We start from the raw sequence: 24740 nt of genomic DNA, 5'->3' as shown, positions 1-24740 counted from the left end.
GCCGCATCGGCGCCGGCCGTCGCGGCAGAAGGGGCGGCCGAGGGCGTGGCGGTATTCGCGGTAGCGCCCGCCTGCGGGGCGCCCGGCAACGTCTGCGCGGCTTGTCCGGGCTGGGGGGGCAGGCCGTTTGCGGGCGCGGGTTGGGAGCCGGCTTGTGCGGAGGCTTGCCCGGCCGCGCCGCCATTGGCGTTCCACAGCGGCGCGCGTCCCTGGACGGCGGGCGCGGCTTCCGGAAATTGCGCCAGCAGGGCAAGAATCGTGCGGGCAGTGGTGCCTAGCGTGGTCGGCGCGGACGCGGTGGTGTCGCTGCTGGTGACCAGCCCGCGCGCGGCCAGCGCCAGCGCGGCGGCGGTCTTGGCGTCGACAACGGTATTCTGGCGGTCGCCTCGGGCGCCGCCAGTTTGTATGCCTTGCCGGGGATCGCGGGTGGACCCTTCCGACGACCCGGGCTTTTCCGGGCCGCCAGGCTGGCTGACGGCGTCCGGCCGGGCGCCTGAAACCTGGTTGGCATTCGCGGCGGACATCGTCGTGCCAAGCACGGCGTCCAACCGCTGCACCAGGACGTTACCGAGTGCGGCGGGACCGACGCTCATTCTTCAGGCGCCTGCTGGTATCCGTAGGCCGACAACAGCGTCTGCTGGCGCTTCATGCGCCCCAGCAATTCGCCCAGGCGGGCCAGTTGGGGAATGGCCAGCTCACGCGTCAGCGCGTCATTTTCCAGGATGCGCACAAGCAGGTCGTACTTCATGGCGCGCGTGGCTTCGTCCAGCGGCGCCTTCTGTTCGGTCTGGCGCAGGAGCTCGACGCGCTCGCAGTATTGCTGGCCGTGAACCATCGCCAGATCCCAGTCGCCGGCCTGGGCGGCTGACAGCATTTCCCCCGTGATGGTCGCAATCTCCTGGTAGTTTTCCAGGATGGAGGGAGGGGACTGGGTAAGGGACGTCATGGAAATCTCGGGCGTGCGCAGGCTGGCTAGGGACATGGTTCGGGCCATTAAGGCTCCATGCCACCGGCGGGCCGGTCGATGGAGGTCTGCCAGGCTTCGGCCAGATCGGCCAGCAGCCGGTCGGCGATATCCAGCTGTTCGGCATCCGCCTTCAGGTTCGCCGTCAGCAGCGTGCGGATGATGTAGTCGTACAGCAGGGCGAGGTTGGCGGCGATGTCGCCGCCGGCCTCCATATTAAGCCCCGTCTTCAGACCTTCATCGACGATCTTGATCGCTTTCGAGATGGCGGCGCCGCGTTCGGCGATCCGGCCTTCGTTCAAATGGATACGTGCCTGCCCGATGGCCGCCCGCGCACCCAGATACAGCAGGGTGATCAGCCGCTCCGGGCTTGCGCCCAGGACTTGCGTTTCCAGACCGATATCGGCGTAGGAACGAACAGAATAAGACCCTGAGGGCCGTCGGGCGGCATACGTCATTTAATGCATCTTCTATAAATTACTTGTTGGACTTATTCATTGCCTCAAACTGCTGGGTCAGGTAGCTGCCTGTGCTTTGCATCTTCATGTAGAAGGTGTCCAGCGCAACAAACTGCGCGCGCATCCGTTGGATTTCAGCGTCGCTGGACGCCTTGGCCCGTGCTTTCTGCGCATCCACGGCGGTGATGGACTTGGCCAAGCCGTCCTTGCGCGTCTTGAGCGAACCCGTCGAACCCAGCACGTCCTTGAGGGCGGCGTCGATGTTCTTGGCCAGCCCGTTTTCGCCGGTCAGCAGCTTGGTGACGTCTGCCGGGTTTTCCGTCAGTGCCTTGGTCAGCTTGGTCGTGTCCAGCTTCAGTTCGCGGGCGGTGGCATCGGTGGTGATGCCCAGATCGGCCATCGATTTCAGCGTGCCGCTGCCCAGAACGCCTTGCAGCGCGCCGGACAGGGCCGACTGGATCGAACGCGTCGTGCCGTCGCCGGTCAGCGGCTGGTTGGTGGAGGCCTTGGCATCGAACGACGTCAGGTTCTTGATCGTGGTTTGCAGCGTCTTGTACTTGGTGACGAAGTCCTGCACGGCCTTGCTGGCGACCGTCGTGTCGGCTTCGAGCTTCAGCGTGATCGGCTTGTCGGCGTCTGTCTTTTCAGCCAGGTTCAGCGTGATGCCGTCGATGGCGGTCGAAATGTTGTTCGACCCGCTCTTGACCGCGATGCCGTTGATGATGACTTCGGCGTCCTGGCCCTTGGTGGCCGTCATGCCGCTGGTGACGCCGCCGGCGTCGGTGCTGAAGGTCAGGATGTCTTTCAGCGACTGGTCGCCGTTGACGGTAATGGACTTGACCGACGCCTTTTCGCCCGTATCGCGCGCGGTCAGCATCAGGAAGTTGTTGCCGTTGCCGTCGTTGATGACCGTGGCGCGCAGGCCTGCCTTGTCATCGGCGTTGATGGCTTTGACGATTCCGTTCAGCGACGTGTCGTCTTTCAGGTCGATGGTACGTTTGGTGCCGTCGGCCAGCTCGATTTCAAACGTGCCGGTGGCGCCGTTCTTGGCCGTGCGGTCGGCCACGGCCGACGATTGCAGGCTTTGGGCACGCGCCAGGTTTTTCACTTCGATGGTGTATTGGCCAGCCACCGCGCCTTCCGCGGCCACGGTGGCCGTCAGGGCGGAACCGCCGGTCACGCTGCCCTTGATGGCAGCCATCGTTTCGGTCTTGCCCAGTACGGCGGCAGACGACTGAAGGGCTTCCAACGCGCTTTGCAGTTGCGAGTAAGCGTCGATACGGGTTTGGTAGCTTTGGGCGCGGGTCGTGTAGACCTCGAGCTTTTTCGTCTCGGCGTCTTGCAAATCCGACAGGATCTTTTCCAGCGGCAAGCCGGACACGGACCCAAGGTTGGTAATAGAAGCCATGTGAAATTCCTTCCTAGCGATGCGATTCTGTCAAAAATATGGTGCCGGCGATTGGCCGGGTAAGGGCATAAGGCGGGCCTAATTCGGGGTTTCCCTCACGAAATGGCGCCAACTTGCATGGAAAACACCGTTTTAAGGGTCACTTACGCCGAAGTCTTGATGCCATTGCCTTGCATGTTCACGATCATTTTGGCGATCTTTAGCACGGTTTCACTGGGGATCGTGCGAATGACATCGCCCGACTCCGCGTCCACCACCGACACCACCACCTGATGCACGTTCGGGTCTATCTCGAACTGAAGCTGAGTCGACCACGCCTTCATCTGGTCGTTGATTTCGTCCAGCGCCTTGTCCAGCGGCAGCTTCTGCGAATCTGATTGGTCCGACGTGGCACTGTCGGAGGCGCCGCTGTTCGTGGCGGCGGCGGCGGGCGTCACGCTTACAGCCGGTTCGGCTGCAACGGGGGCCAACACGGGCGCAGCGGGTGCGAACGTAGCGGGGGCTAGGGGGGTTACGGCCATGATCACTCCAGCGGCGATGTGGGCGTCTCGGAGGAACGCGCTGTTTTCAGGGAATTCTCAGCTACGATTACGGCACCTTTGCAGGGAACTTTAGCCCCCGGCGGGGCTGGGTCTTTCACGTGCTAATCAGTTTGGATCGGGCAATGAGTGTCAAGACGGCGCTGCGAGTCATCGAAATCATCGAAACCTTTGCCCGCGAAAAGCGCGCGTTGCCCTTGTCGGAACTTGCCCGTCTGCTTGACGTTCCGGTGTCCAGCTGCCTGGCGCTGATCCGCACCCTGACCGGCCTGGGCTATCTGTACGAAACCGGCCGGCGCCAGGGGTACTACCCCACGGGTCGGCTGCTTGCCATGGCGCAACGCATCGCGCGTGCCGACCCGGTTCTGGACCGCGTCTATCCCAGCCTGGCCGAATTGCGCGACGCCACCCGCGAAACCGTGGTTTTCGCCAAGCTCACGCAAGACAGCCGCGTCGTTTATCTGGACGTGCTGGATTCGCCTCATACCATCCGATACGCGCCTGTTGCCGGCGAGTTCAAGGACGTACACGCTAATTCGCTGGGCAAGGCGCTGATGTCGCTAATGGACGAGGCCGCGCGCCAGGCCGTTCTGGCCGGCACGCCGATGACGCGCTACAACGAGCGCACGCTGGTTACCGCCGAGGCGCTGGAAGACGATCTTCAACGCTCGCGGCAACGCGGCTGGTTCATGAACAGCGGGGAATCGATCGCCGACGTGGGCGCCATCGCGTGGCCCGTCACGCTGTCGGGCGAGCACTATGCGATTTCGGTGGGCGGCCCGATCTACCGCATCGAGCCGCAGCAAGAGGCCTATGCGCGCATCCTGCGGGCGGCCTGCACGGCGCTGGAACAGCAGGCCTGACGGCGCGGGCTGGGGCGGGCCGGGGTGGGCCGCCCCTGAATCCTCAATACGACTTCGGCAGCCCCAGCACCTTTTCGGCGATAAAGCACATGATCAGCTGCGGGCTGACGGGCGCAATGCGCGGAATGAAGCTCTCGCGCAGCAGTCGTTCCACGTGGTATTCCTTGGCGTAGCCCATGCCACCCAGCGTCATCACCGCCGTCTGGCAGGCGTTGTAGCCGGCTTCGGCCGCTAGATATTTGGCCGTGTTGGCGTAGGGGCCGCAAGGCTGGCCGGCGTCGTACAGGCTGGCGGCCTTGAAGACCATCAAGTCCGCGGCCTCCAGCTGCATCCAGGCTTGCGCCAGCGGGTGCTGGATGCCCTGGTTCTGGCCAATCGGGCGGCCGAACACGGTGCGTTCGCCGGCATATTTCACCGCCCGGTCCAGCGCCGCGCGACCGATGCCCACGGCTTCGGCGGCGATCAGGATGCGTTCGGGGTTCAAGCCGTGCAGGATGTATTCAAAGCCCCGGCCTTCTTCGCCGATGCGGTCGGCCACGGGGATGCGCAGGCCATCGATGAACAGCATGTTCGAGTCCACGGCTTTGCGGCCCATTTTCTCGATCTCGCGCACTTCGATCTTTTCGCGGTCCAGGTCCGTATAGAACAGCGACAGGCCCTGGGTGGGCTTGTCCACTTCGGACAACGGCGTGGTGCGCGCCAGCAGCAGCATTTTGGTGGCGACTTGCGCCGTCGATATCCAGATCTTGCGCCCGTGCACCACGTATTCGTCGCCCTGGCGCACGGCGCGGGTGGACAGCTTGGTGGTGTCCAGCCCGGCATCGGGCTCGGTCACCGCGAAGCAGGCTTTTTCGCGGCCGGCGATCAGCGGTTCCAGCCAGCGGCCACGCTGCTCGTCGCTGCCGAACACCACTACCGGGTTCAGCCCGAAGATGTTCATGTGCACGGCCGACGCGCCGGTAAATCCCGCGCCGGACGCGGCGATGGTCTGCATCATCAGCGCGGCTTCGGTCATGCCCAGGCCCGCGCCGCCGTATTCCTGCGGCATCGCAATGCCCAGCCAGCCGTCGCGGGCCAGATCGGCATGCAGGGGCTCGGGAAAGCCGCCTTCGCGGTCGCGTTCCAGCCAGTATTCGTCGGGGTAGCGGTCACAGATGCGCGAAACAGCGTCGCGCAACGCCAATTGGTCGGGGGTGAAAGCAAAGTCCATCAGTCGTTTCCGTCCTGGGTAATGCCACGGGCGAGCAGGTCGTCGATCCGGGCGTCGTCGTAGCCGGCCTGCGCCAGCACCTCGCGGCTGTGTTCGCCCAGCCGGGGGGCGGGCCGGCGCAGCGATGTCGGCGTGCCTTGGTAATGGCCCAGCGGCGCGGGGGTGCGCAGCGGCCCTTCGCTGGGGTGGTCGATGTGGCGGATGAAGTCGGTGGCGGCCAAGTGCTCGTCTTGCAGCAGGTCGTCCACGGTGTACAGCTGCGAGGCCGGAATGTCGGCGCCGGCCATCGCTGCCAGCCAGTGGTCGGTGCTGCGGGTACGGATCACATCGGCCACGAAGGCGTAGACCTCGCTGATGTGCGCCGCCCGCGCGCCATGTGTGCAAAAGCGCGGGTCCTGGGCCAATTCCGGTTGCTCGATCAGCTTGAAGAAGTTGCGCCAGTGCTTGTCGTTGTAGATCAGCAAGCACAGATAACCGTCGGCCGTGGCGTAAGGGCGGCGGTGCGGCGCCAGCAGCCGGGCATAGCCGGTTGGGCCCAGCGGCGGCTCAAAGGTCGCCCCGCCCAGGTGATCGCCCAGCACCAGGTGCGCCATGCCTTCAAACATCGGGATCTCGACTTGCTGGCCGCGCCCCGTGGTTTTGGCGTGCAGCACGGCGGACACGAGCGCGATGCCCACGTGCAGGCCCACCGCGCGGTCCGCAAGCGTCAGCGGCGCATAGCGCGGCACGTCGCCGCTTTGCTGGGCAGATAGCGCGGCGATGCCCGTCTGCCCCTGGATCAGGTCGTCGTAGGCGGGTCGGCCGGCGTAGGGGCCGGCCTCGCCGAAGCCGTAGGCGCCCAGGTAGACGATGCGCGGGTTACGCGCGGCCACCGCCTCGTAAGACAAGCCCAGCCGCGCCATGGCCTGCGGCCGGATGTTGTAGAGCAGCGCGTCGCAGGTTTCGGCCAGTTTCAGGCAGGCCGCCAGGCCCTCGGGCGTCTTCAGGTCCAGCACGATGGACCGTTTGTTGCGGTTCAGGTGCAGGTACAGGTGGCCCATGCCCGGATTGCGCATGGGGCCCACGGCGCGCATGTTGTCGCCCGCGGGCGATTCCACCTTGATGACATCGGCGCCCAGGTCCGCCAGCGTCTGCGTGGCGTACGGGCCCATCACGACCGAGCTCAGGTCCAGGATGCGCACGCCGGCCAGCGGGCCACTGGCGGCAGGCGCAAGCCCGGTGGCCGGGGCGGTGTCGGATGTCGTCCCGAAGCCGGGTTCAACTGCGTCGCCGGCGGCTACGCCAGGCACCGCCCCTGGCACGGCATCGGCGGCTGAATGCTGCGTCATTGTTGTTGGATCCCCGCGTCTTTGATCAGCTTGCCCCACAGGTCGCGCTGTTCGCTGACGAACGTGGCGAAGTCCTGCGGCGTGCCTGAAAAGGCGTCGAAACCCAGGCCCGCCAGGCGCTTCTTCACGTCGGGCTTGGCAACCACCTGGTTGATGGCGGCATTCAGTTTGGCGACCACCTCGGGCGGCAGGCCGGCCGGGCCGAAGTAGCCGTTCCAGGAATTCAGGTCAAAGTCCTTCACGCCGGCCTCGGCCATGGACGGCAGGTCCGGCACGATGGCGCTGCGGTCGGCGGTGGACACGGCTAGCGCCCGCAGCTGGCCCGACTGCACGAAGGGCAGGCCGGAAGCCAGGTCGGTGAACATGAAATCCACCTGGCCACCCACCACGTCGGTTAGCCCCTGCGGCGTGCCCTTGTACGGCACGTGCAGGATGTCGATCTTGGCGCGGTCCGCCAGCGTCGCGCCCGCGACGATGCCCGTGCTGTTGCCGCTGGCGTAGGTGATGCGGCCGGGGTTCTTCTTCGCGTCGGCCACCAGTTCGGCCACGTTCTTCCAGGGCCGTTTCGGGTTCACCACCAGGATGAAGGGCAGGTTGCCGCCCCGCGCGATGGGTGTGAAATCCTTGACGGGGTCGTAGGACACGTTCTTCATCAACCAGGGCGCGGCGGAGTGCGACGTATTGGTGGTGACGAACAGCGTGTAGCCGTCCGGCTTGGCGCGCGCCACATAGCTGGCGGCGATGGTCGCGTTGGCGCCCGGCTTGTTCTCGACGACGATCTGTTGGCCCAGGATGGTAGACAGTTCCTGGCCGAAGATGCGGCCGACGGCGTCGGTGCCTGAACCGGCCGGGAAGGGCACGATCAAGGTGATGGGCTTGTTGGGGTAGTCGGCCGCGTGCGCCAGGGGCGCGGCCAACATTGCCGCGCCGCTGAGCAGGGCGGTGCCGAATAAACGGAAGGGGTGCATGGGTTTGTCTCCAGTTTTTATAGACAGGGAATGCAAGCGCGGCTCTGCGTCCGCTGCTTGTTGCCGCGCCGCGTCAGGCGGCGGGCGAGGGCGCCGGAAAGTCCCGGATCACGCGGTCGGGGGATTCTTCGTATGGAGGGGTGTAGATCACCAGCAGCCTGGCGGGCTCGTCGCTGGTCACGGTAAATACGTGGGGGATGTCGGGTGGGAAGTAGCAGCAGTCGCCCGCCACCATGTCGGCCGTTTCGTCCGCCACCTGCGCGCGCGCGGTGCCGGACAGCAGATAACAGACCTGTTCGATGCCCGGATGCGCATGCGGCAGCGCGCCCTGGCCTTTTTCAATCACGCCCAGCAGCACTTCCACGCCGCGCGCGCCGACCGTCTCGGGGCTGATCAGCCGGCGGTTCAAGGTGCCGGTGTGATTGGCGGGGTGATAGCCGGGGATGTCGGCTTCGCGAACCAGCCAGCGGGGGGTTGAAGATTGCGTCATGTTCATCCGTCTAAGTTTTCATACGTAAATTCATTTTCACGTATGCGAAAAACATCGGCAAGGCTTTTTCGGAACGGATACCGTGGCGCGCCCTAGGGGATTAGGGAAAACACCGGGCATCGACTGTTAAAATCCCGCGCTGATCTCCTCTCTCGGCCCCGACATGTCCCCCGTTTCTTCGCCTGACGCTTCCGCCACCCTGTCCGACTGGCTCCAGTACCTGGAATCCATTCACGCCACCGCGATCGACATGGGCCTGGACCGCGTGCGCGACGTGGCCACGCGCATGGGGCTTGAGTTGTCGGGCGTGAAGTTCGTGGTGGGCGGCACCAACGGCAAGGGTTCCACCTGTGCGATGCTGGAAGCCATCCTGCTGGCGGCCGGGTACAAGGTCGGGCTGTACACGTCGCCCCACCTGATCGACTTCAACGAACGTGCCCGCGTCAACGGCCAGATCGCCTCGGACGCCGACCTGATCGTGCAGTTCCAGGCGGTCGAGGCGGCGCGCGGCGAGGTCTCGCTGACCTACTTTGAATTCACCACGCTGGCCATCCTGCGGCTGTTCTCGCAAACGCGGCTTGACGCCATCGTGCTGGAAGTGGGGCTGGGCGGGCGGCTGGACGCCGTCAATATCGTCGACGCCGATTGCGCCATCGTCACCAGCGTAGACCTGGACCACACCGACTGGCTGGGCGACACGCGCGAGAAAATCGGCTTCGAAAAGGCCCACATCTACCGCGCCGACCGCCCGGCCATTTGCAGCGACCCGGTGCCGCCGCAATCGCTCCTGGATCACGTTGAAAAAATCGGCGCGGATCTCTGGCTGTTCGGGCGCGACTACAACTATTCCGGCGACCGCCAGCAATGGGCGTATGGCGGGCGTGAGCAGCGCCGCAGCGCGCTGGCGTACCCGGCGCTGCGCGGCGCCAACCAGTTGCTGAACGCCTCGGCCGCGCTGGCCGCGCTGGAATCGGTGCGCGACCGGCTGCCGGTGCAGCAGCAGGCGGTGCGGCTGGGCTTGCTGCAAGCCTCGTTGCCGGGCCGTTTCCAGATTCTGCCCGGCCAGCCGTCGGTGATTCTGGACGTGGCGCACAACCCGCATGCCGCCGCCGTGCTGGCGCAGAATCTGGACAACATGGGCTTTCATCCGTACACCCACGCGGTGTTCGGCATGCTGAACGATAAGGACCTGGCCGGCGTCATCGCCAAGCTGGGCACCCGTATCGACCACTGGTATTGCGCAGGGCTTCCGGGGCCGCGCGGCACGTCGGGCCAGGCGCTGGCCGACAAGGTTACCGCCGCCTTGCCGCCATCGCCCGCGGGGGCGGAAACGCCCAGCATCGCCGCCTTCGACGATCCCGCGCAAGCCTTTGCGGCGGCGCGCGAACGGGCGGTCGAGAATGATAGAATCGTCGTGTTTGGGTCGTTTCTCACCGTGGCCTCGGTTTTGCAGGCTCTGGGTCGCAAGGCATAGGCAAAACGGGTCATGGCGGCCCGCCGCCATATTGCCGCAAGGCGCCGCAAGGAATTCTCTTCCATGGGTTTTTTCAATCGCAAAGATCCTGCCGACCAGGCGCAGTCCTCTAAACGGGCGGCAGTGCCTAGCGAGGTTCAGGCTGCGCAGTTGCGCGGCCGTGCGCGGCGCAGGTTGGCAGGCGCCGTCGCCCTTGTGCTGGCGGCGGTCATCATCCTGCCCATGGTGCTTGATTCGCAGCCGGTGCCGGTTGCCGACAACATCCCCATCCGCGTGCCGGACCGCAACACCCCCTTCCAACCGCAGGTAAGCGAGCCGCAGGCCGCCGGGTCGGGCGCAGCCGCATCGGGCGCCACCGCCGGGAACGGCGCAGCTACAGGCGCCGCGCCCACGGAAACCCCGGTGCCCACGCCGCCTGCCGTGACGTCCACGCCGCCCACCGCCACGGCGTCCACCGCGCAGGGGACCACGGTGCAGGTCACGCCGCCGCTGGTGCCGCCCAAGCCCGAAGCCAAGCCCAAGCCGGAACCCAAGCCCGAGGCCAAGCCGGAAGCCAAACCCGCCACGCCGGCCAAGCCCGACACGCGCTCCGATGACGGCGCGCGCGCATTGGCACTGCTGGAAGGGCGCTCTGCACCGGCCGCTTCGGCGCCGGCCGCCACGCCCAAGCCAGCCGCCAAGGGCAATTTCGTATTGCAGATCGCGGCGTACACCACGTCGGAAGATGCCCAATCGCGCCGCGGCAAACTGCATCAGGCCGGCGTTACCAATGCATTCGTTGAACAGGCCTCCATCGGAGGCAAGCAGCAGTACCGTTTGCGCGTGGGGCCGTTCCCCTCGCGCGAAGCGGCACAGGCGGCCCAGGCGCGCTTGCGCACCTTGGGCTATGACAATGGTTTTATCGCCGCCCAATAGTGACCGGTTTCGACTTCGTCGTGCTGGCCATCCTGGCGGTCTCGGGTGTGCTGGGCCTGGTGCGCGGCCTGCTCAAAGAGGTGCTGTCGCTGGTCGCCTATCTGCTGGCCTTTGTGGCCGCGATATGGTGGGGCCCCACGGTGTATACGTGGCTTGAGCCCTATATTGAAACGACGCTGCTGCGCATGGGGGTCTCATACGCCGTGGTGTTCATCCTAGTGCTGCTCGGTGTGGGTTTGGTCAACATGACGCTAGCCGCCTTGATCCGCAGTACCGGACTCAGCCCGGCCGATCACGGCCTGGGCGGAATGTTCGGGCTGGCCCGTGGTCTGCTGATCGTGCTGGCGCTGGTTGCCGCTGCCGGCTATACGCCGCTACCCCAAGAGCCGTGGTGGAAGGACGCCATGTTTTCGCATTCGGCCATCGAGGCCATCAAACATATCAAAACGTGGCTGCCGCCGTCTTTGGCGACGTGGCTGCCGTATTGATTAGCTTCAAATCAACCAGGAAATCTCACCATGTGTGGAATCGTAGGGGTCATCGGGCGCGGGCCGGTCAACCAGCTGCTCTATGACAGCTTGCTGTTGTTGCAGCATCGCGGGCAGGACGCCGCGGGCATCGCGACGTCGCAAGGCAACCAATTCAATATGTACAAGGCTCACGGGCTGGTGCGCGACGTTTTCCGTACGCGCAACATGCGTTCGTTGCCGGGTACGTCCGGCGTCGGCCAGGTCCGCTATCCCACCGCGGGCTCCAGCGCCAGCGAGGAAGAGGCCCAGCCGTTCTACGTCAACGCCCCGTTCGGCATCATGTTTGCCCACAACGGCAACCTGACCAACTGGCGTGAACTGCGTGAATCGCTGTACCGCGTCGACCGCCGCCACATCAACACGAACTCCGATTCCGAAGTGCTGCTGAACGTGCTGGCGCACGAACTGCAATCGTCGGCCAACGGTGTGTCGCTGGACGACGACGCGATCTTCCGCGCGGTGTCGGCCGTGCATAAGCGCGTGCGTGGCGCCTATGCCGTCGTGGCGCAGATTTCCGGTTACGGCCTGCTGGCCTTCCGCGACCCCAACGGCATCCGCCCGTTGTGTATCGGCCGCATGGAAACCGACGAAGGCGTTGAATGGATGGTGGCCTCGGAATCCGTGGCGCTGGAAGGCAGTGGCTTTGTCTTCGTGCGCGACGTCGAGCCCGGCGAGGCTGTGTTCGTCGACCTGGACGGCCGCTTCGTCAGCCGCCAGTGCGCCGAAAACCCGCAGCTGGTGCCCTGCATTTTCGAATACGTGTACTTTGCGCGTCCGGATTCGCTGATCGACGGCGTGTCGGTCTACGACGCCCGCCTGCGCATGGGTGAATACCTGGCCGACAAGGTCGCGCGCAACATGCGCCTGGGCGACATCGATGTCGTCATGCCGATTCCGGATTCCTCGCGTCCCGCCGCCATGCAGCTGGCCGCGCGCCTGAACCTGGACTACCGCGAAGGGCTCATCAAGAACCGTTACGTGGGCCGCACGTTCATCATGCCGGGCCAGGCTGTGCGCCGTAAGTCCGTGCGCCAGAAGCTCAACGCCATCGGCATGGAGTTCAAGGGCAAGAACGTGCTGCTGGTTGATGACTCCATCGTGCGTGGCACCACCAGCCGCGAAATCGTCGACATGGCGCGCGCCGCCGGCGCCAACAAGGTGTATTTCGCCTCCGCCGCGCCTCCGGTGCGTTTCCCGAACGTGTACGGCATCGACATGCCCACGCAATCGGAGCTGATCGCCACCGGCCGCAGCGACGAAGAAATCGCCCGCGCCATCGGTGCTGATTCGTTGATCTACCAGGATCTGTCCGACATGCAGCAGTCGGTGCGTGACCTGAACCCCAAGATGCAGCGCTTCGAGGCTTCGTGCTTCGACGGCGAATATGTCACGGGCGACATCACCGCCGAATACCTGGCCCGCCTGGGTCAGTCGCGCGCCGAACCCGGCCAGGACGAAGGCGCCAGCGGCCTGCAATTCAACATGGGCTACGCCGCCAACGACGCCTGATCTACCCCTGCGCGCCGCGGCCATCCTCTTGGCCGCGGTAAGCGGCCGGCAGCCCTTGCTGGCCGCGGCAGGCGCCCCAATTCAACAGTTTTGATGTGTGCCCGATGCCCGGGTTGAATGTGTTGGTGGGGTCCAGTTCGCGATAGAACGCGGCCAACGCCGGCTTGGCGACATACAAGTGACCCACGTTGTGCTCGGCCGGATATTCCGCCTGCCGCGCGTCCAGCAATGCCCACATGCGGTGCTCCATCGCGACCGGGTCGACGCCCTTGCGCACGATGTAGTCCTGGTGAAACACGTGGCAGAAGAAGTGCCCGTAATACAGCTTGTGCACGATGTCGCGTTCCATGTCAGCCGGCAGCGTCTCGACCCATTCGTGGTCATTGCGGCGCAGCGCGATGTCCAGCGGCACGATGTCCTGCACCGTTAAGCGATGCGTGTCGCGATAGCGGATTGCCGCACCCGCGATGGCGAAGCGATGCAGGAAGGCTTTGCGTCCTTCCTCGGCGTCGCATTCAAAGAACGCCGCATCCGTGCGGCCCGCGAAATGCGTCGTCAGGAAGGCGCGCGTGGCCTCGGCCGTATCGTTGGACACGCGCAGCAGCAGATGGTGTTCGTAGCGGTCGCGGTAGTCCCGCATGCGGCGCGGCAGATGATTCGGCAGCAGGGCCACCACGGCCTGTATCGCGCGGTCAACCACGCCGGGCAAGCCCAGTCGTTCCGCAATGCCGTCCAGTCGGCTCTTGATGGCGAATGCCTTGGGCACGCGTGCCGTGCCCAGTTTGTCGATCAGCAGAAACACGTCTTTGCCGTAGCGCGCGCCGATGTCGAATGCGTCGCGATGGATGTATTCGCCCGCGATCGGCAGCCGTGCAAGATTGGCCAGCAGTTCCCGGCGCACGGCGGTCAGGTCGTCGGGCAGATTGCTGCCGATATAAAACACCGTGCTGGGCTCGCGCTCGAACGTGTCCAGCCGCACCGCGAACAGGCAGACGCGGCCGGCCGAGCCCGAGGCTTCGTGCAGGCGTGAGGGGTCGGCATTGAAGCGCGCCGGCGTGGGCGCATCGATCTGGCGCACATGCTCGGCATAGTTGGGGTCCGACGCCGCGCCCACGTCATCGCGGATATCGCCGGGACCATAGTCACCGGCCTGCAAACGGGTCAGGATCTCTTCGGGGGTCTGCCCCAGGTCAATACCCAGATGGTTGACCAAGGCAAGCGAGCCGTCGTCATTCACGCGCGCATACAGCGCCAGTTCGGTATAGGCGGGCCCGCGCCGCAGCAAGGCGCCGCCCGAGTTATTGCACACCCCGCCCAGCACCGACGCCCCGATGCAGGACGACCCGATTACCGAATGCGGCTCGCGGCCCAGCGGCGCCAGCGTCTGCTCCAGCCGGTCCAGCGTGGCGCCGGGCAGACACACCACCTGCCGCCCGTCGCGGATCACTTGCACACCGGGAATGCGCAGCGTGCTGATCAGCACGATCTCGCGGTCGTACTGATCGCCATCGGGCGTGGACCCGCCGGTCAGGCCGGTGTTGGCCGCCTGCATGATGACGATGCGGCCAGATTGCACCACGGCTTGCAGCACGCGCCACTGCTCCAGCAGCGTGCCCGGCCGTACCACGGCAAGCACGCGGCCTTCGCCCGTACGATGGCCGCGACGAAAGCGGCGCGTGGCCGAATCGCCGGTCAGTACATGCCCGTGGCCGACCACGGCGCGCAATTGGGTAAGCAGCTGGCTGCCGGTGTTGGGGGCGGTGGGTGGCGTCATGGTTGGGGCAGAGTCGGGGGCGGGAAGGGCAAGCGGGTGGCGCGGTCGCGGCGGGCGGCGTCTTCGTCCATTTTGACGAGCGTGGCGCGGATGTAGTCCAGATGCTGGCCGATGACGGCGCGCGCCTGATCGGGGTCGCCATCCAGGATGCTCTGCATCAGCGCCTGATGTTGATGCGTCAGCTTGTCGTGCGAGGCCGGGCTGTCCTGGATGACCATGATGCGGCGGTTTTGCGCCACCGTGGACAGCATCAGGTCGAACAGCCCCCGCATGACTTGCAGCAGCACCAGGTTGTGCGAGGCTTCGGCGATGGCCAGGTGAAACTGCGCGTCGGCGTGGGCCGAGAGTTCGGCATTGCCGCGTTGCTGGTAGTCGACCATCTGGTCGAAGCAGCGTTGGATCTTGGCTTTGTCCGCATCGGTGGCGCGCTGGGCGGCATAGCCGGCGGTGCTGGTTTCCAGCGCGCAGCGCGTTTCCAGCACGTCATAGCGGTACTGCGGGTCATGCTGCATCAGCGCGGCCAGCGGCGACATCGATTCCTGCGGCCATTGATGCGCGTCGGCCGCCAGGAAAGTGCCGGCGCCGACGCGGCTGATCAGGATGCCGTGGCTGGACAGCTTCTGGATCGCTTCACGCAACGCCGTGCGCGATACGCCCAGGCTTTGCGCCAGGCCGCGTTCGGCGGGCAGCCTTCCGCCCGGCGGGATGTCCCGGGCCTGGATCAGGGATAACAGCTTTTCAGCGACTTGGTCTGACAGGCGCATGAGATATTGGTACGACCAATTTGCCGCCCTGTGCGGGCGGCGGCGCATGCCAATCAGGCGCCGGAGGCAATGATACCCAAGAATTGCCGTCCAGCTCGCACCGGGTTCGCCTAGGGCGCTACATTTTCAAGCAGAATTGGTACGACCAGTGCGTGGGGAGGTTCGCTGCACCGCCTTCAGCTCTGCGGCGCCCACAGCGTTTCGCGCGTTGCTTCCAGATGCGTCAGGTACAGCCGCAGATCGAATTCGTACTGGTGGTAGTGCGGTTCCATCCGCAGGCACAGGTTGTAGAAGGCCTTGTTATGGTCCTTCTCTTTCAGGTGCGCCAATTCATGCACGGTGATCATCTTCAGGAACTGCGCGGGGACGGTCTTGAACAGCGTCGCTACCCGGATCTCGTGCTTGGCGCGCAATTTCCCGCCCTGCACGCGCGAGATGTACGTGTGCTGGCCCAGCGCGTGCTGGATCACATGAATCTTGCTGTCGTACGCCACCTTGTTGATCTGGTCGCCATTGCGCAGATACGTGTTCTTCAGGTCGGTCACGTACTGGTACAGCGCGCGGTCGGTGCGGATATCGTGTGGTCCATCCGGGTAGCGCGCAAGCAGGGCGTCGCCCAGCTTGCCGCGCTCAAGCAGCGTCTGGGCCTGGACGAGCAGGGGTTCCGGATAGCCGGTCAGAAATTTCAGGGCAGTCACAGCGCCGGGCGAGCAGGCGCGCGCCCGAAGACCACCGGCAACGCCATGAAGAACAGGATCACGAAAAGCGCCAGGCTCCACAGAGCGTATTCAATGCCCAGCACCGGCACCTTGGCGTCCATGCAGGTGGCAAAGATGCCGAACACCCAGGGCACGTTGCCTTCCAGGCCGATGCCGGTCATGAAGCGGTCGGCAAACGTCTGGTCGCATGACAGCATGTTGGCCGCCACGGTGTACTGATACCAGGCCGCTACCACGCCGGACAACGACAGCAGCGCCGCCAGCGCGCCGGCGATGCGGGTCAGCGCACGGCCGCCACCAAAGCCGCCCACCAGCGCCACCACGCCGATCACCAGATAGATCAGGCGTTGCAGCACGCACCAGGCGCAGGGCGGCATGTCGAAGACGTGTTGGGAAATCAGGGCGACGCCAACGGCGCCGAAGCAAAACAGGGCAATCAGGCGTAGCAGGCGTTCAGAGCGGGTAGTCATTTTTTTTTAGCTTGTCTTGAGATTGTCGATGCGGGCTTACGGCCCGGCCAACGCTTAGGCTTTGGGAACCGGAATTGGTTGCATTACCTGCGTCAACAAACCCAGCATCAGGTCGCGGGCGCCTTCCCAGAAGATCTGTACGCCCAGGCACAGCATGATGAAGGCGGACAGCCGCATGAACACGGCCGTGCCGTTGTCGCCCAGCCGGTGCAGCATCTGGGCGGCAAAGCGCAGGCAGATATACAGGGTGAGCGACACCGCGATGATGCCCGGAATCGAGCCGCCCAGGCGTACCAGGCTCAGCACATGGTTCTGATCACGCAGTGACACGCCCACGGTGATGGCGGCGGCAATCGAACCCGGGCCGCAGCTGATGGGAAAGGTCAGCGGGTAGAACGCGCGCGCCTTGGCCATTTCGGGCGTGAACGATTCGGCCATGCGGGCCACGCGCTCGGTATCGGCGTCGGGCGAATTCACCAGCCGCCAGGCGCTGGCGATCACCAGCATGCCGCCGCCCACGCGCACGATCGACAACGAAATGCCGAAGAAACTGAGCAGCACGTTGCCGGCCACCATGGCCACGATCAGCATCAGGCACACGTTGATGGCCACGCGCTTGGCCAGCACCACGCGCGTGGCCGACGAGGCGCCTTCGGTCAGCGACAGGAAAATCGGCGCGATCGCGGGCGGGTTCAGGAAGGGCAAGAGCGTGGCCAGCGCAAAAAAGAAGCTGCCACCAAAGACGCGCAGATAGTCGTTGAGCTGCATGAGAGCGGGCATCGCCTAGCCGAAAACCCGGATTGTATGCGGTCCGGGCGGGGTCTGGCGATGCGGCGGGTGCGGTCAGATCAAGCGACCCGTTGTTGCGCCTCGTCGCCGGCCAGCGCATCAAGGATGTCGCGTTCAAACTGCATCTGGCTGCGGGGGCGGGCCAGGGTGGACCCGTCCACGATGAACACGTCTTCCACGCGGTCGCCTAGCGTCATGATCTTGGCCATCAGCAGGTTGATTTCGTGTCGGGCGAACACGCGCGCCAGGGCGTGCAGCAGGCCGGGGCGGTCGGTGGCCGTGACGGACAAGCGCCACGACGTGCTGCGCTCATCCGGTTGCAGCTCGGCCTGCGGCATGACGGGAAACACCCGCGACACGCGCGATTGCCGGTTGCGGCCGTAATGGCCACCCCGGTTGGGCTGTGCCTGCGCCGCCGCGTGCGGGTCCTTCAGGCGTTCAGCCAGTTCGTGTTCCACCAGCGTGGCTTGCGCGCGCAGGTCGCTGGCGCCTTCGGGCAGCAGCACGATAAAGCTGTCCAGCGCCCAACCATGGCGGGTGGTGTGGATGCGCGCGTCTTGAATGGACAGGCTCTTGGCGTCGAAGTAGCCGCAGATCGCCACGAACAGGTCCGGCGCGTCGCGCGTGTAGACCATGATCTGCAGGCCTTCGCCTTGCTCGGTGGGGCGGGCCTTGACCACGGCTTGCGCGGGCGCCACCTGGTGATACAGGTGGCGCGTGTGCCAGGCAATGTCCGAGGCGTCGTGGCGCAGGAAGTAGGCCACGTCCAGCTGGTTCCAGAAGGCCTCGCGGGCGTCGTCGCGCAGGCCGGCCCGGCGCGTCAGGCGCGCCGCTTCTTCCTTGCGCTCGGTCAGCACGGTGTGCGCGTCCGCGTGGGCGCCGCCCAGGGCCGCCAGCGTCAGCTTGTACAAATCTTCCAGCAGCTTGCCCTTCCAGGCGTTCCATACCTTGGGGCTGGTGCCCCGGATATCGGCCACCGTCAGCAGGTACAGCGCCGTCAAGTGGCGTTCGTCTTTGACCGTGGTGGCAAATTCCTGCACCACCGCCGGGTCGGAAAGGTCACGCTTTTGTGCAACGGCAGACATCAGCAGATGCTGGCGCACCAGGAATTCCACCAGCTTGGCGTCTTCCGGGTCCATGCCGTGGTCTTGCGCAAACTTGCGCACTTCGCGGGCGCCCAGTTCGGAATGGTCGCCACCCCGGCCTTTGGCGATGTCATGAAACAGCGCCGCCACGTACAGCAGCCAGTGCCGGTCCAGCCCGGCAATCAGCTGGCTGGCCAGCGGATATTCCTGGGCGTGCTCGGGCATGGTGAAGCGGCGCAGGTTGCGCACCACCGCCAGCGTGTGCTGGTCCACCGTGTAGGCGTGGAAAAGGTCGTGCTGCATCTGGCCCACAATGCGGCGAAACACCGGCAGGTAGCGGGGCAGGATGTTCAGCATGGTCATGCGCCGCAGTTCGTGCACGATGCCGCGCGGCTGCTGAAGTATTTGCAGGAACAGCTTGCGGTTGACCGGATTGCGGCGGAACTGCGCGTCGATGCGGTGGCGCGAATGCCAGATGGCGCGCAGCGTGCGCGCCGACATGCCGGTCAGTTCGGGATGCTGCTGCATCACCAGGAAGGCGCGCAGCAGCAGAGTGGGATTGCGTTCGAAACCGTCGTCGCGAATGATGTCCAGGCGGTCGCGCAGGTTGCGGAAATCGTCGTCGATATCGCGCGCGTCGCTATCGGGGCGCGGAAACAGCCGTTCTTCGATGTTCTGCACCAGGATGCCGTTCAGCTGCGTTACCAGCCGCGCCGCCCAGTAATAGCGCTGCATCAGCAGTTCGCTGCCGCGTCGCGTGGCGGTGGCATGAATGCCGTAGACCTCGGCCAGTGCCGGCTGCAAATCGAACAGCACGCGGTCCTCGCGGCGGTTCGACAGCAGATGCAATTCAATGCGCAGGCGCTTGAATGCCTGCTCGGCCTTGCGCAGATCGCGCGCCTCGGAAGGGGTCAAAAGGCCCGCTTGCGCGACCGACCGCCAGCTGTCGCCAAAGCCCGCCGCGCGCGCCATCCACAGAATCACTTGCAGATCGCGCAGGCCGCCGGGCGATTCCTTGCAGTTCGGTTCCAGCGCGTAGGGGGTGTCGTGGTAGCGCGCGTGGCGCTGCTGCATCTCGACCCGCTTGGCGCGGAAGAAGGCGCGCGGATCCAGCCGCGACTTGGTGGCCGCGTCGAACTTGCGCATCAGGATGCGGCTGCCCGCCAGCCAGCGCGATTCCAGCAACGCCGTTTCCACGGTGATGTCGGCGTCGGCCTCGCGTTCGCAATCTTCAATGGTGCGCACGCTGTGGCCGGGCTCCAGGCCCAGGTCCCACAGCGAGGCCACCAGTCGTTCAATCGCGGTTTCTTCTTCGCGCGTGGGGGCGTGCGGCAACAGGATCAGCAGGTCAACATCGGAATGCGGATACAGTTCGCCGCGGCCATAACCGCCCACCGCCGCCAGCGTGGCGCCCATCGGCAGCGGGTAGTGCTTGACCAGGTCGCGCAGGGCGGCGTCCACGATGCGCCGCAATTCGGACAGCAAGGTGTCCGGGCGTTCGTGCTCGCGAAACTGCGCCACCGCGGCGCGCCGGGACTGCTGGATGCGCTCGCGCAGGGAGCTTAGGAATTCGGCGGTCATGGGCGGGCGGCGGAGCCTTACACGGCGGGGATGACGATGGGCTCGGTGATGAAGGCCGGCGGGGGCGGCATGCCGGGCGACAGCGTCAGCACTTCATAGCCGGTTTCCGTGACGCAGACGGCGTGTTCCCATTGGGCGGACAGGCTGTGGTCGCGCGTGACCACCGTCCAGCCATCGGCAAGCTGGCGGATTTCGCGGCGGCCGGCGTTGATCATGGGTTCAATGGTGAACAACATGCCCGTTTCCAGTTTCACGCCGGTGCCCGGCTTGCCATAATGCAGCACTTGGGGATCTTCATGGAAGCGCTGGCCGATGCCGTGGCCGCAGAATTCACGCACCACCGAAAAGCCGTTGGCTTCCGCGTGCTTCTGAATGGCGTTGCCCACGTCGCCCAGGGTGGCGCCGTTCTTGACCTGCTGGATTCCCTTCCACATGCATTCGAAGGTGATTTCAGTCAGGCGGCGCGACAAGATGGACTGTTCGCCCACGGCGTACATGCGGCTGGTGTCGCCGAACCAGCCGTCTTTGATGATGGTGACGTCAATATTGAGAGAGTCCCCATTTTTCAGGACCTTGTCGCCCGGGATGCCGTGGCACACCTGGTGGTTCACGGACGTACAGATGGCGCCGGTGAAGGGCGGGTAGCCGGGCGGGGCGTAGCCCACCGTGGCGGACTTGACCTTCAATTCATCAGTCAGGTATTCCAGGCAAAGGCGGTCCAGCTCGCCGGTTGTGACCCCCGGCTTGACGTAGGGGGTGATGAAATCGAGGACTTTGGCGGCGTCCTGGCAGGCGGCGCGCATCTTGGCCAGGTCGGCCGGATTGGTAATTGTGCCCATGGAGTAACTTGACGATCTCTCGCTTGAATGTCTGCTTGAAAGAATAGTAGAATTATAGGCTTCCCTAAAATTTTGGGGAGCAATCGGGTTACGGCAAGAGCCGATCCCGACGAAGGTAGGGCTCAAAGCTGGGTTCACTTCTCAAGGCCATTCAATGGCCCAAACGATCTGTTTCATGAGATCGGCGGCATGTCCTGAAGTTTCACCGCAAGCGAAGGTTGTGGAGCGAAATCGGGCAGGCAGTCAGGTTCTGAGGCGGGGCGGGTGGGGCGGTTGTGGCCTTAAGCCAAGTGGGGCGGCTGGAATCTTACTCAAGTTGGGGCACGGCGTGCTTGTAAGCCCGGTCATGTTTTTGAGCGGCGATGCAGGTTCGGTATGGGCGCCAGATTAAGTTCTTGAAAACCTTCGGGTTTTTTGAAGAAATGCCCTGGCGGCCTGATGCGCAAGAGGGCGTCAAGCCTGAATGTGAAGAGCTGGATTTCGCTGCCAACAAAACAAGTCCGGGTGCGCTGAACCCCGGAAACTTCCAGGAATCTCCTGGAGTGTCTGGCTCAGCGCCTGCTTGTGTAGAACAAGCATGGGCAAGTGTGCGGTGCAGGGTTCCTGTTGTGTCGGTCGTCTGGGTTTATCGCGGAAGCAGTAGTTTTATTGCGGCAGTGATCGGTCGGCCCGGTTAAAATTTTGTCCATCCCGCGTGTTGCGGGAAATCGCGCGTCTCACCACCCAGGGTGTCAGCCAGATGCTGATGCAGGTGCGGCGCAAGAAACCAACCCTTGGAGAATTACATGTCTTTGATGCGCGAAATGCTGGAAGCGGGTGTCCACTTTGGTCACCAGACCCGTTACTGGAACCCCAAGATGGCTCCGTACATCTTCGGTCACCGCAACAAGATTCACATCATCAACCTGGAAAAGACGGTTGATAAGTACCAGGAAGCCACCAAGTTCGTGAAGCAGCTGGCTGCTCGCGGCGGCAACATCCTGTTTGTCGGCACCAAGCGCGCTGCTCGCGAGCTGGTCGCCTCTGAAGCCGCTCGTTGCGGCATGCCCTTCGTCGACGCTCGCTGGCTCGGCGGCATGCTGACCAACTTCAAGACGGTCAAGACCTCGGTCAAGCGCCTGAAGGACATGGAAGTCGTCGTCGCTGAAGGCGGCGCCGAGCGCATGATCAAGAAGGAAGGCCTGCTGTTCCAACGCGAACTGGACAAGCTGAACAAGTCGATCGGCGGCATCAAGGACATGAACGGTCTGCCTGACGCCATGTTCGTCATCGACGTCGGCTACCACAAGATCGCCATCGCCGAAGCCAAGACGCTGGGTATCCCCGTCGTCGCCGTGGTTGACACCAACCACTCGCCGGACGGCATCGACTATGTCATCCCCGGTAACGATGACTCGGCCAAGGCCATCGCGCTGTACGCCAAGGGCATCGCCGACGCCGTGCTGGAAGGCCGCGAACAGAACATCAATGGTCTGGTCGAAGAGCAAGGCGAAGGTCAGGAAGAGTTCGTTGAAGTGCAGGACAACCAGGCCTAAGCCTGCTGTCATGTCCGGCGGTTAGTGTTCGGGAGCGGCTTTTGAAACAGAACCGCTCCCGCCTCGCCGGCACTGCGAAGGTGGGCTCCCATCTTCCTGGCCCGCCACTGGCGGGCGTCCCATCGAATCAAATCACTGCCCCGGCGAGCCGGGGCGTGTCTTAGCAAAAATTGGAGCAAACATGGCTGAAATTACCGCTGCCCTGGTCAAGGAACTGCGCGAGAAGACCGACGCGCCCATGATGGAGTGCAAGAAGGCCTTGACGGAAGCCGAAGGCGACCTGGCTCGTGCCGAAGAAATCCTGCGCGTCAAGCTGGGCAACAAGGCCAGCAAGGCCGCTGCCCGCGTCACCGCCGAGGGCCTGATCGGTCTGTTCATCTCCGCCGACGCCAAGAAAGGCGCCGTGGTCGAAATCAACTGCGAAACCGACTTCGTTGCCAAGAACGACGACTTCGTCGGCTTCGTGAACAAGCTGGCTGAACTGGTTGCCACGCAGAACCCGGCCGACGTCGCCGCTCTGTCGGCCCTGCCGTTCGGTGAAGGCACCGTTGAAACGACCCGTACCGCCTTGATCGGCAAGATCGGCGAAAACATCTCGATCCGCCGCTTCGAGCGCATCGAAACGCCGAATGCGCTGGCAAGCTACGTGCACGGCGGCAAGATCGGCGTGCTGGTGGAATACTCCGGCGCCGAAGAAGTGGGCAAGGACCTGGCGATGCACATCGCCGCCACGAAGCCCAAGGCCCTGAACGCCGACGGCGTGAACCCGGCCGACATCGCCGCCGAGCGTTCGGTTGCCGAGCAGAAGGCCGCCGAATCCGGCAAGCCGGCTGACATCGTCGCCAAGATGGTTGAAGGTTCGGTCGCCAAGTTCTTGAAGGAAGTGACCCTGCTGTCGCAACCTTTCGTCAAGAACGACAAGCACACGGTTGAGCAGCACCTGAAGGCCAATGGCGCTTCGATCAGCAAGTTCGTGCTGTTTGTTGTCGGCGAAGGTATCGAGAAGAAGACCAGCGACTTTGCCGCTGAGGTTGCCGCTGCCGCCGCCGGCGCAGCCTAACCGTCAGGGGTAGTGCTTAAAGGCCGGCACTAGATTAAATTCTAGTCCGGCCTTTTTACGCCGAGGGGCCGGTCCGGGTGCAGCAGCGCCCGGCAGATAGTCAGCCCTGGGGCATTGAGGGTCACCCTCATTCTTGTCTTACACTTTCGTCGGATTGTTCTTCGGGATATCACCTATGAGCAGCAGAGCATACAAACGGGTTCTTCTCAAACTTTCCGGCGAGGCGCTGATGGGCGAGGATGCTTTTGGCATCAACCGTTCCACCATCGTCCGCATGACCGATGAGATCGCCGAAGTCGCCGCCACGGGCGTCGAACTGGCCATCGTCATTGGCGGAGGTAACATTTTCCGTGGCGTCGCCCCGGGTGCGCAGGGCATGGACCGCGCCACCGCCGACTACATGGGCATGATGGCCACCATCATGAACGCGCTTGCCCTGCAAGACGCGCTGAAGCACAAGGGCATCGACACCCGCGTACAATCCGCCCTGAACATCGATCAGGTCGTCGAACCCTACATCCGCCCGAAGGCTTTGCGCTACCTCGAAGAGGGCAAGGTCGTCATCTTCGCCGCGGGCACGGGCAACCCCTTCTTCACGACCGACACCGCCGCCGCCTTGCGTGGCGCCGAAATCGGCGCGGAGATCGTGTTGAAAGCCACTAAAGTGGACGGCATCTACAGTGCGGATCCCAACAAGGACCCCACCGCGACGCGCTATGCGCGGATCAGCTTCGATGAAGCGATCGTGCGCCGTCTGGAAGTCATGGACGCCACGGCCTTCGCACTGTGCCGTGACCAGAAACTGCCGATCAAAGTGTTTTCGATCAATAAGTCCGGCGCGCTCAAGCGAGTGGTCAGCGGCGAAGACGAAGGCACGTTGGTACACGTTTAAAGAAAAGGAAATTCCATGAGCGCAGCAGAAATTCGCAAATCCGCCGAAGCCAGGATGGCCAAGTCGCTTGATACGCTCAAGATCAACCTGGGCAAGATTCGGACGGGCCGCGCCCACACCGGCATCCTGGACCACGTGCAGGTCGAGTACTACGGCTCGCCGGTGCCAGTCGGCCAGGTCGCCAACGTGAACCTCGTGGACGCCCGCACCATCAGCGTGCAGCCCTACGAAAAGCACATGGCCGGCCCGATCGAAAAGGCCATCCGTGAATCGGATCTGGGCCTGAACCCGATCTCGATGGGCGACACCATCCGCGTGCCGATGCCCGCCCTGACCGAAGAGCGCCGCCGCGACCTGACCAAGGTTGTGCGCAGCGAAGGCGAAGACGCCAAGATCGCCGTGCGCAACCTGCGCCGTGAAGCGAACGAAGCCCTGAAGAAGCTGGTCAAGGACAAGGAAATCTCCGAGGACGACGAACGTCGTGCGCAGGACGATGTCCAGAAGCTGACCGATCGCGCCGTGGCCGACATCGACAAGATGGTCGTCCAGAAAGAAGCGGAAATCATGACCGTATAA

General features: G+C 64.3%; 24 protein-coding genes and 1 pseudogene. 9 read left to right on the top strand and 16 right to left on the bottom strand.

All coding sequences use genetic code 11. The annotated features are described in order from the left end of the window. The 5 genes and pseudogenes from ACNPP0_RS16635 to ACNPP0_RS16615 all read right to left on the bottom strand — a co-directional run. Window positions 1-593 (bottom strand): annotated as a pseudogene (locus tag ACNPP0_RS16635) (flagellar hook-length control protein FliK); the annotation flags it as partial. After that, window positions 590-946, bottom strand: a complete 357-nt coding sequence (fliT, locus tag ACNPP0_RS16630) for a flagellar protein FliT (protein WP_332608918.1) — start codon at window positions 944-946, stop codon at window positions 590-592. The gene fliT and the pseudogene ACNPP0_RS16635, both read right to left, overlap by 4 nt. 47 nt (window positions 947-993) lie before the next feature. Then, entirely contained in the window at window positions 994-1422 is a 429-nt protein-coding gene (gene fliS / locus ACNPP0_RS16625) for a flagellar export chaperone FliS (protein WP_046807466.1), read from the bottom strand. Between the two features lie 19 nt (window positions 1423-1441). Continuing rightward, on the bottom strand, window positions 1442-2830 hold the full coding sequence (gene fliD / locus ACNPP0_RS16620) for a flagellar filament capping protein FliD (protein WP_332607635.1): 1389 nt from the start codon (window positions 2828-2830) through the stop codon (window positions 1442-1444). A gap of 143 nt (window positions 2831-2973) precedes the next feature. Beyond that, entirely contained in the window at window positions 2974-3351 is a 378-nt protein-coding gene (locus tag ACNPP0_RS16615) for a flagellar protein FlaG (RefSeq protein ID WP_332607636.1), read from the bottom strand. A 143-nt stretch (window positions 3352-3494) separates the two neighbouring features. Between ACNPP0_RS16615 and ACNPP0_RS16610 the strand changes: the two genes are divergently transcribed. Further along, complete coding sequence (locus tag ACNPP0_RS16610; RefSeq protein ID WP_332607637.1) at window positions 3495-4232, top strand: IclR family transcriptional regulator; 738 nt, start codon at window positions 3495-3497, stop codon at window positions 4230-4232. 43 nt (window positions 4233-4275) lie between these two features. Here ACNPP0_RS16610 and ACNPP0_RS16605 read toward each other — a convergent pair whose 3' ends face one another. From ACNPP0_RS16605 to ACNPP0_RS16590, 4 genes are all read right to left on the bottom strand, one after another. Next, window positions 4276-5442, bottom strand: a complete 1167-nt coding sequence (locus ACNPP0_RS16605) for an acyl-CoA dehydrogenase family protein (protein WP_332607638.1) — start codon at window positions 5440-5442, stop codon at window positions 4276-4278. Further along, a complete protein-coding gene (locus ACNPP0_RS16600; RefSeq protein ID WP_332607639.1) occupies window positions 5442-6770 on the bottom strand; it encodes a CaiB/BaiF CoA transferase family protein in 1329 nt (442 codons plus the stop codon). Before ACNPP0_RS16600 ends, ACNPP0_RS16605 begins: the two co-directional genes overlap by 1 nt. After that, the gene (locus tag ACNPP0_RS16595) at window positions 6767-7738 is read right to left on the bottom strand and encodes a Bug family tripartite tricarboxylate transporter substrate binding protein (RefSeq protein ID WP_448706491.1); all 972 of its coding nucleotides are present in this window, start codon (window positions 7736-7738) and stop codon (window positions 6767-6769) included. The genes ACNPP0_RS16600 and ACNPP0_RS16595 overlap by 4 nt, the downstream gene beginning before the upstream one ends. A gap of 73 nt (window positions 7739-7811) precedes the next feature. Beyond that, window positions 7812-8228: a cupin domain-containing protein gene (locus ACNPP0_RS16590; RefSeq protein ID WP_332607641.1), complete on the bottom strand. Its 417-nt coding sequence runs from the start codon at window positions 8226-8228 to the stop codon at window positions 7812-7814. Between the two features lie 163 nt (window positions 8229-8391). Here ACNPP0_RS16590 and folC point away from each other — a divergent pair, with 163 nt between their 5' ends. From folC to purF, 4 genes are all read left to right on the top strand, one after another. Further along, window positions 8392-9702, top strand: coding sequence for a bifunctional tetrahydrofolate synthase/dihydrofolate synthase (gene folC / locus ACNPP0_RS16585; RefSeq protein ID WP_448706490.1), 1311 nt, complete (start codon window positions 8392-8394; stop codon window positions 9700-9702). 63 nt (window positions 9703-9765) lie between these two features. Continuing rightward, complete coding sequence (locus tag ACNPP0_RS16580) at window positions 9766-10617, top strand: SPOR domain-containing protein (RefSeq protein ID WP_332607644.1); 852 nt, start codon at window positions 9766-9768, stop codon at window positions 10615-10617. Beyond that, window positions 10617-11105 (top strand): CvpA family protein, encoded by a 489-nt coding sequence (locus tag ACNPP0_RS16575; protein WP_046807457.1) that lies wholly within the window; start codon window positions 10617-10619, stop codon window positions 11103-11105. Before ACNPP0_RS16580 ends, ACNPP0_RS16575 begins: the two co-directional genes overlap by 1 nt. Window positions 11106-11135: 30 nt before the next feature. Continuing rightward, window positions 11136-12656, top strand: coding sequence for an amidophosphoribosyltransferase (purF, locus tag ACNPP0_RS16570; protein WP_120155022.1), 1521 nt, complete (start codon window positions 11136-11138; stop codon window positions 12654-12656). Between the two features lies 1 nt (window position 12657). Here the strand turns inward: purF and dld are convergent, their stop codons facing one another. From dld to map, 7 genes are all read right to left on the bottom strand, one after another. Continuing rightward, window positions 12658-14430 carry a D-lactate dehydrogenase gene (dld, locus tag ACNPP0_RS16565; RefSeq protein WP_448706489.1) on the bottom strand — a complete coding sequence of 591 codons (1773 nt, stop codon included), beginning with the start codon at window positions 14428-14430 and terminating at the stop codon, window positions 12658-12660. Next, on the bottom strand, window positions 14427-15194 hold the full coding sequence (gene lldR, locus ACNPP0_RS16560) for a transcriptional regulator LldR (RefSeq protein ID WP_332607646.1): 768 nt from the start codon (window positions 15192-15194) through the stop codon (window positions 14427-14429). The genes dld and lldR overlap by 4 nt, the downstream gene beginning before the upstream one ends. 176 nt (window positions 15195-15370) lie before the next feature. Further along, on the bottom strand, window positions 15371-15892 hold the full coding sequence (locus tag ACNPP0_RS16555; RefSeq protein ID WP_332607647.1) for a M48 metallopeptidase family protein: 522 nt from the start codon (window positions 15890-15892) through the stop codon (window positions 15371-15373). Next, window positions 15889-16383: a disulfide bond formation protein B gene (locus tag ACNPP0_RS16550; RefSeq protein WP_448706488.1), complete on the bottom strand. Its 495-nt coding sequence runs from the start codon at window positions 16381-16383 to the stop codon at window positions 15889-15891. The genes ACNPP0_RS16555 and ACNPP0_RS16550 overlap by 4 nt, the downstream gene beginning before the upstream one ends. Before the next feature lie 54 nt (window positions 16384-16437). Continuing rightward, the gene (locus tag ACNPP0_RS16545) at window positions 16438-17151 is read right to left on the bottom strand and encodes a MarC family protein (RefSeq protein ID WP_332607649.1); all 714 of its coding nucleotides are present in this window, start codon (window positions 17149-17151) and stop codon (window positions 16438-16440) included. A gap of 80 nt (window positions 17152-17231) precedes the next feature. Then, window positions 17232-19838: a [protein-PII] uridylyltransferase gene (locus ACNPP0_RS16540; protein ID WP_332607650.1), complete on the bottom strand. Its 2607-nt coding sequence runs from the start codon at window positions 19836-19838 to the stop codon at window positions 17232-17234. Between the two features lie 17 nt (window positions 19839-19855). Further along, window positions 19856-20677, bottom strand: a complete 822-nt coding sequence (gene map, locus ACNPP0_RS16535) for a type I methionyl aminopeptidase (RefSeq protein ID WP_332607651.1) — start codon at window positions 20675-20677, stop codon at window positions 19856-19858. Window positions 20678-21462: 785 nt separating this feature from the next. Here map and rpsB point away from each other — a divergent pair. From rpsB to frr, 4 genes are all read left to right on the top strand, one after another. Then, complete coding sequence (gene rpsB / locus ACNPP0_RS16530) at window positions 21463-22212, top strand: 30S ribosomal protein S2 (protein ID WP_332607652.1); 750 nt, start codon at window positions 21463-21465, stop codon at window positions 22210-22212. 181 nt (window positions 22213-22393) lie between these two features. Next, a complete protein-coding gene (gene tsf / locus ACNPP0_RS16525) occupies window positions 22394-23272 on the top strand; it encodes a translation elongation factor Ts (protein ID WP_332607653.1) in 879 nt (292 codons plus the stop codon). Between the two features lie 175 nt (window positions 23273-23447). Continuing rightward, window positions 23448-24164, top strand: coding sequence for a UMP kinase (pyrH, locus tag ACNPP0_RS16520; protein ID WP_006219097.1), 717 nt, complete (start codon window positions 23448-23450; stop codon window positions 24162-24164). Window positions 24165-24179: 15 nt separating this feature from the next. After that, entirely contained in the window at window positions 24180-24740 is a 561-nt protein-coding gene (gene frr / locus ACNPP0_RS16515) for a ribosome recycling factor (protein WP_046807186.1), read from the top strand.

This window comes from Achromobacter semiaridum, from assembly GCF_053543755.1.
The sequence above is the reverse complement of the archived record's forward strand: the minus strand, read 5'-3'. Positions and strand labels throughout refer to the sequence as shown.

Coding starts and splice junctions, on each gene's coding strand:
- folC (WP_448706490.1), top strand. CDS start 8,392: ATGTCCCCCGTTTCTTCGCCTGACGCTTCCGCCACCCTGTCCGACTGG.
- ACNPP0_RS16610 (WP_332607637.1), top strand. CDS start 3,495: ATGAGTGTCAAGACGGCGCTGCGAGTCATCGAAATCATCGAAACCTTT.
- ACNPP0_RS16545 (WP_332607649.1), bottom strand. CDS start 17,151: ATGCAGCTCAACGACTATCTGCGCGTCTTTGGTGGCAGCTTCTTTTTT.
- purF (WP_120155022.1), top strand. CDS start 11,136: ATGTGTGGAATCGTAGGGGTCATCGGGCGCGGGCCGGTCAACCAGCTG.
- tsf (WP_332607653.1), top strand. CDS start 22,394: ATGGCTGAAATTACCGCTGCCCTGGTCAAGGAACTGCGCGAGAAGACC.
- fliT (WP_332608918.1), bottom strand. CDS start 946: ATGACGTCCCTTACCCAGTCCCCTCCCTCCATCCTGGAAAACTACCAG.
- dld (WP_448706489.1), bottom strand. CDS start 14,430: ATGACGCCACCCACCGCCCCCAACACCGGCAGCCAGCTGCTTACCCAA.
- map (WP_332607651.1), bottom strand. CDS start 20,677: ATGGGCACAATTACCAATCCGGCCGACCTGGCCAAGATGCGCGCCGCC.
- ACNPP0_RS16605 (WP_332607638.1), bottom strand. CDS start 5,442: ATGGACTTTGCTTTCACCCCCGACCAATTGGCGTTGCGCGACGCTGTT.
- fliD (WP_332607635.1), bottom strand. CDS start 2,830: ATGGCTTCTATTACCAACCTTGGGTCCGTGTCCGGCTTGCCGCTGGAA.
- ACNPP0_RS16615 (WP_332607636.1), bottom strand. CDS start 3,351: ATGGCCGTAACCCCCCTAGCCCCCGCTACGTTCGCACCCGCTGCGCCC.
- rpsB (WP_332607652.1), top strand. CDS start 21,463: ATGTCTTTGATGCGCGAAATGCTGGAAGCGGGTGTCCACTTTGGTCAC.
- ACNPP0_RS16600 (WP_332607639.1), bottom strand. CDS start 6,770: ATGACGCAGCATTCAGCCGCCGATGCCGTGCCAGGGGCGGTGCCTGGC.
- ACNPP0_RS16540 (WP_332607650.1), bottom strand. CDS start 19,838: ATGACCGCCGAATTCCTAAGCTCCCTGCGCGAGCGCATCCAGCAGTCC.
- ACNPP0_RS16580 (WP_332607644.1), top strand. CDS start 9,766: ATGGGTTTTTTCAATCGCAAAGATCCTGCCGACCAGGCGCAGTCCTCT.
- frr (WP_046807186.1), top strand. CDS start 24,180: ATGAGCGCAGCAGAAATTCGCAAATCCGCCGAAGCCAGGATGGCCAAG.
- lldR (WP_332607646.1), bottom strand. CDS start 15,194: ATGCGCCTGTCAGACCAAGTCGCTGAAAAGCTGTTATCCCTGATCCAG.
- fliS (WP_046807466.1), bottom strand. CDS start 1,422: ATGACGTATGCCGCCCGACGGCCCTCAGGGTCTTATTCTGTTCGTTCC.
- ACNPP0_RS16590 (WP_332607641.1), bottom strand. CDS start 8,228: ATGACGCAATCTTCAACCCCCCGCTGGCTGGTTCGCGAAGCCGACATC.
- ACNPP0_RS16595 (WP_448706491.1), bottom strand. CDS start 7,738: ATGCACCCCTTCCGTTTATTCGGCACCGCCCTGCTCAGCGGCGCGGCA.
- pyrH (WP_006219097.1), top strand. CDS start 23,448: ATGAGCAGCAGAGCATACAAACGGGTTCTTCTCAAACTTTCCGGCGAG.
- ACNPP0_RS16550 (WP_448706488.1), bottom strand. CDS start 16,383: ATGACTACCCGCTCTGAACGCCTGCTACGCCTGATTGCCCTGTTTTGC.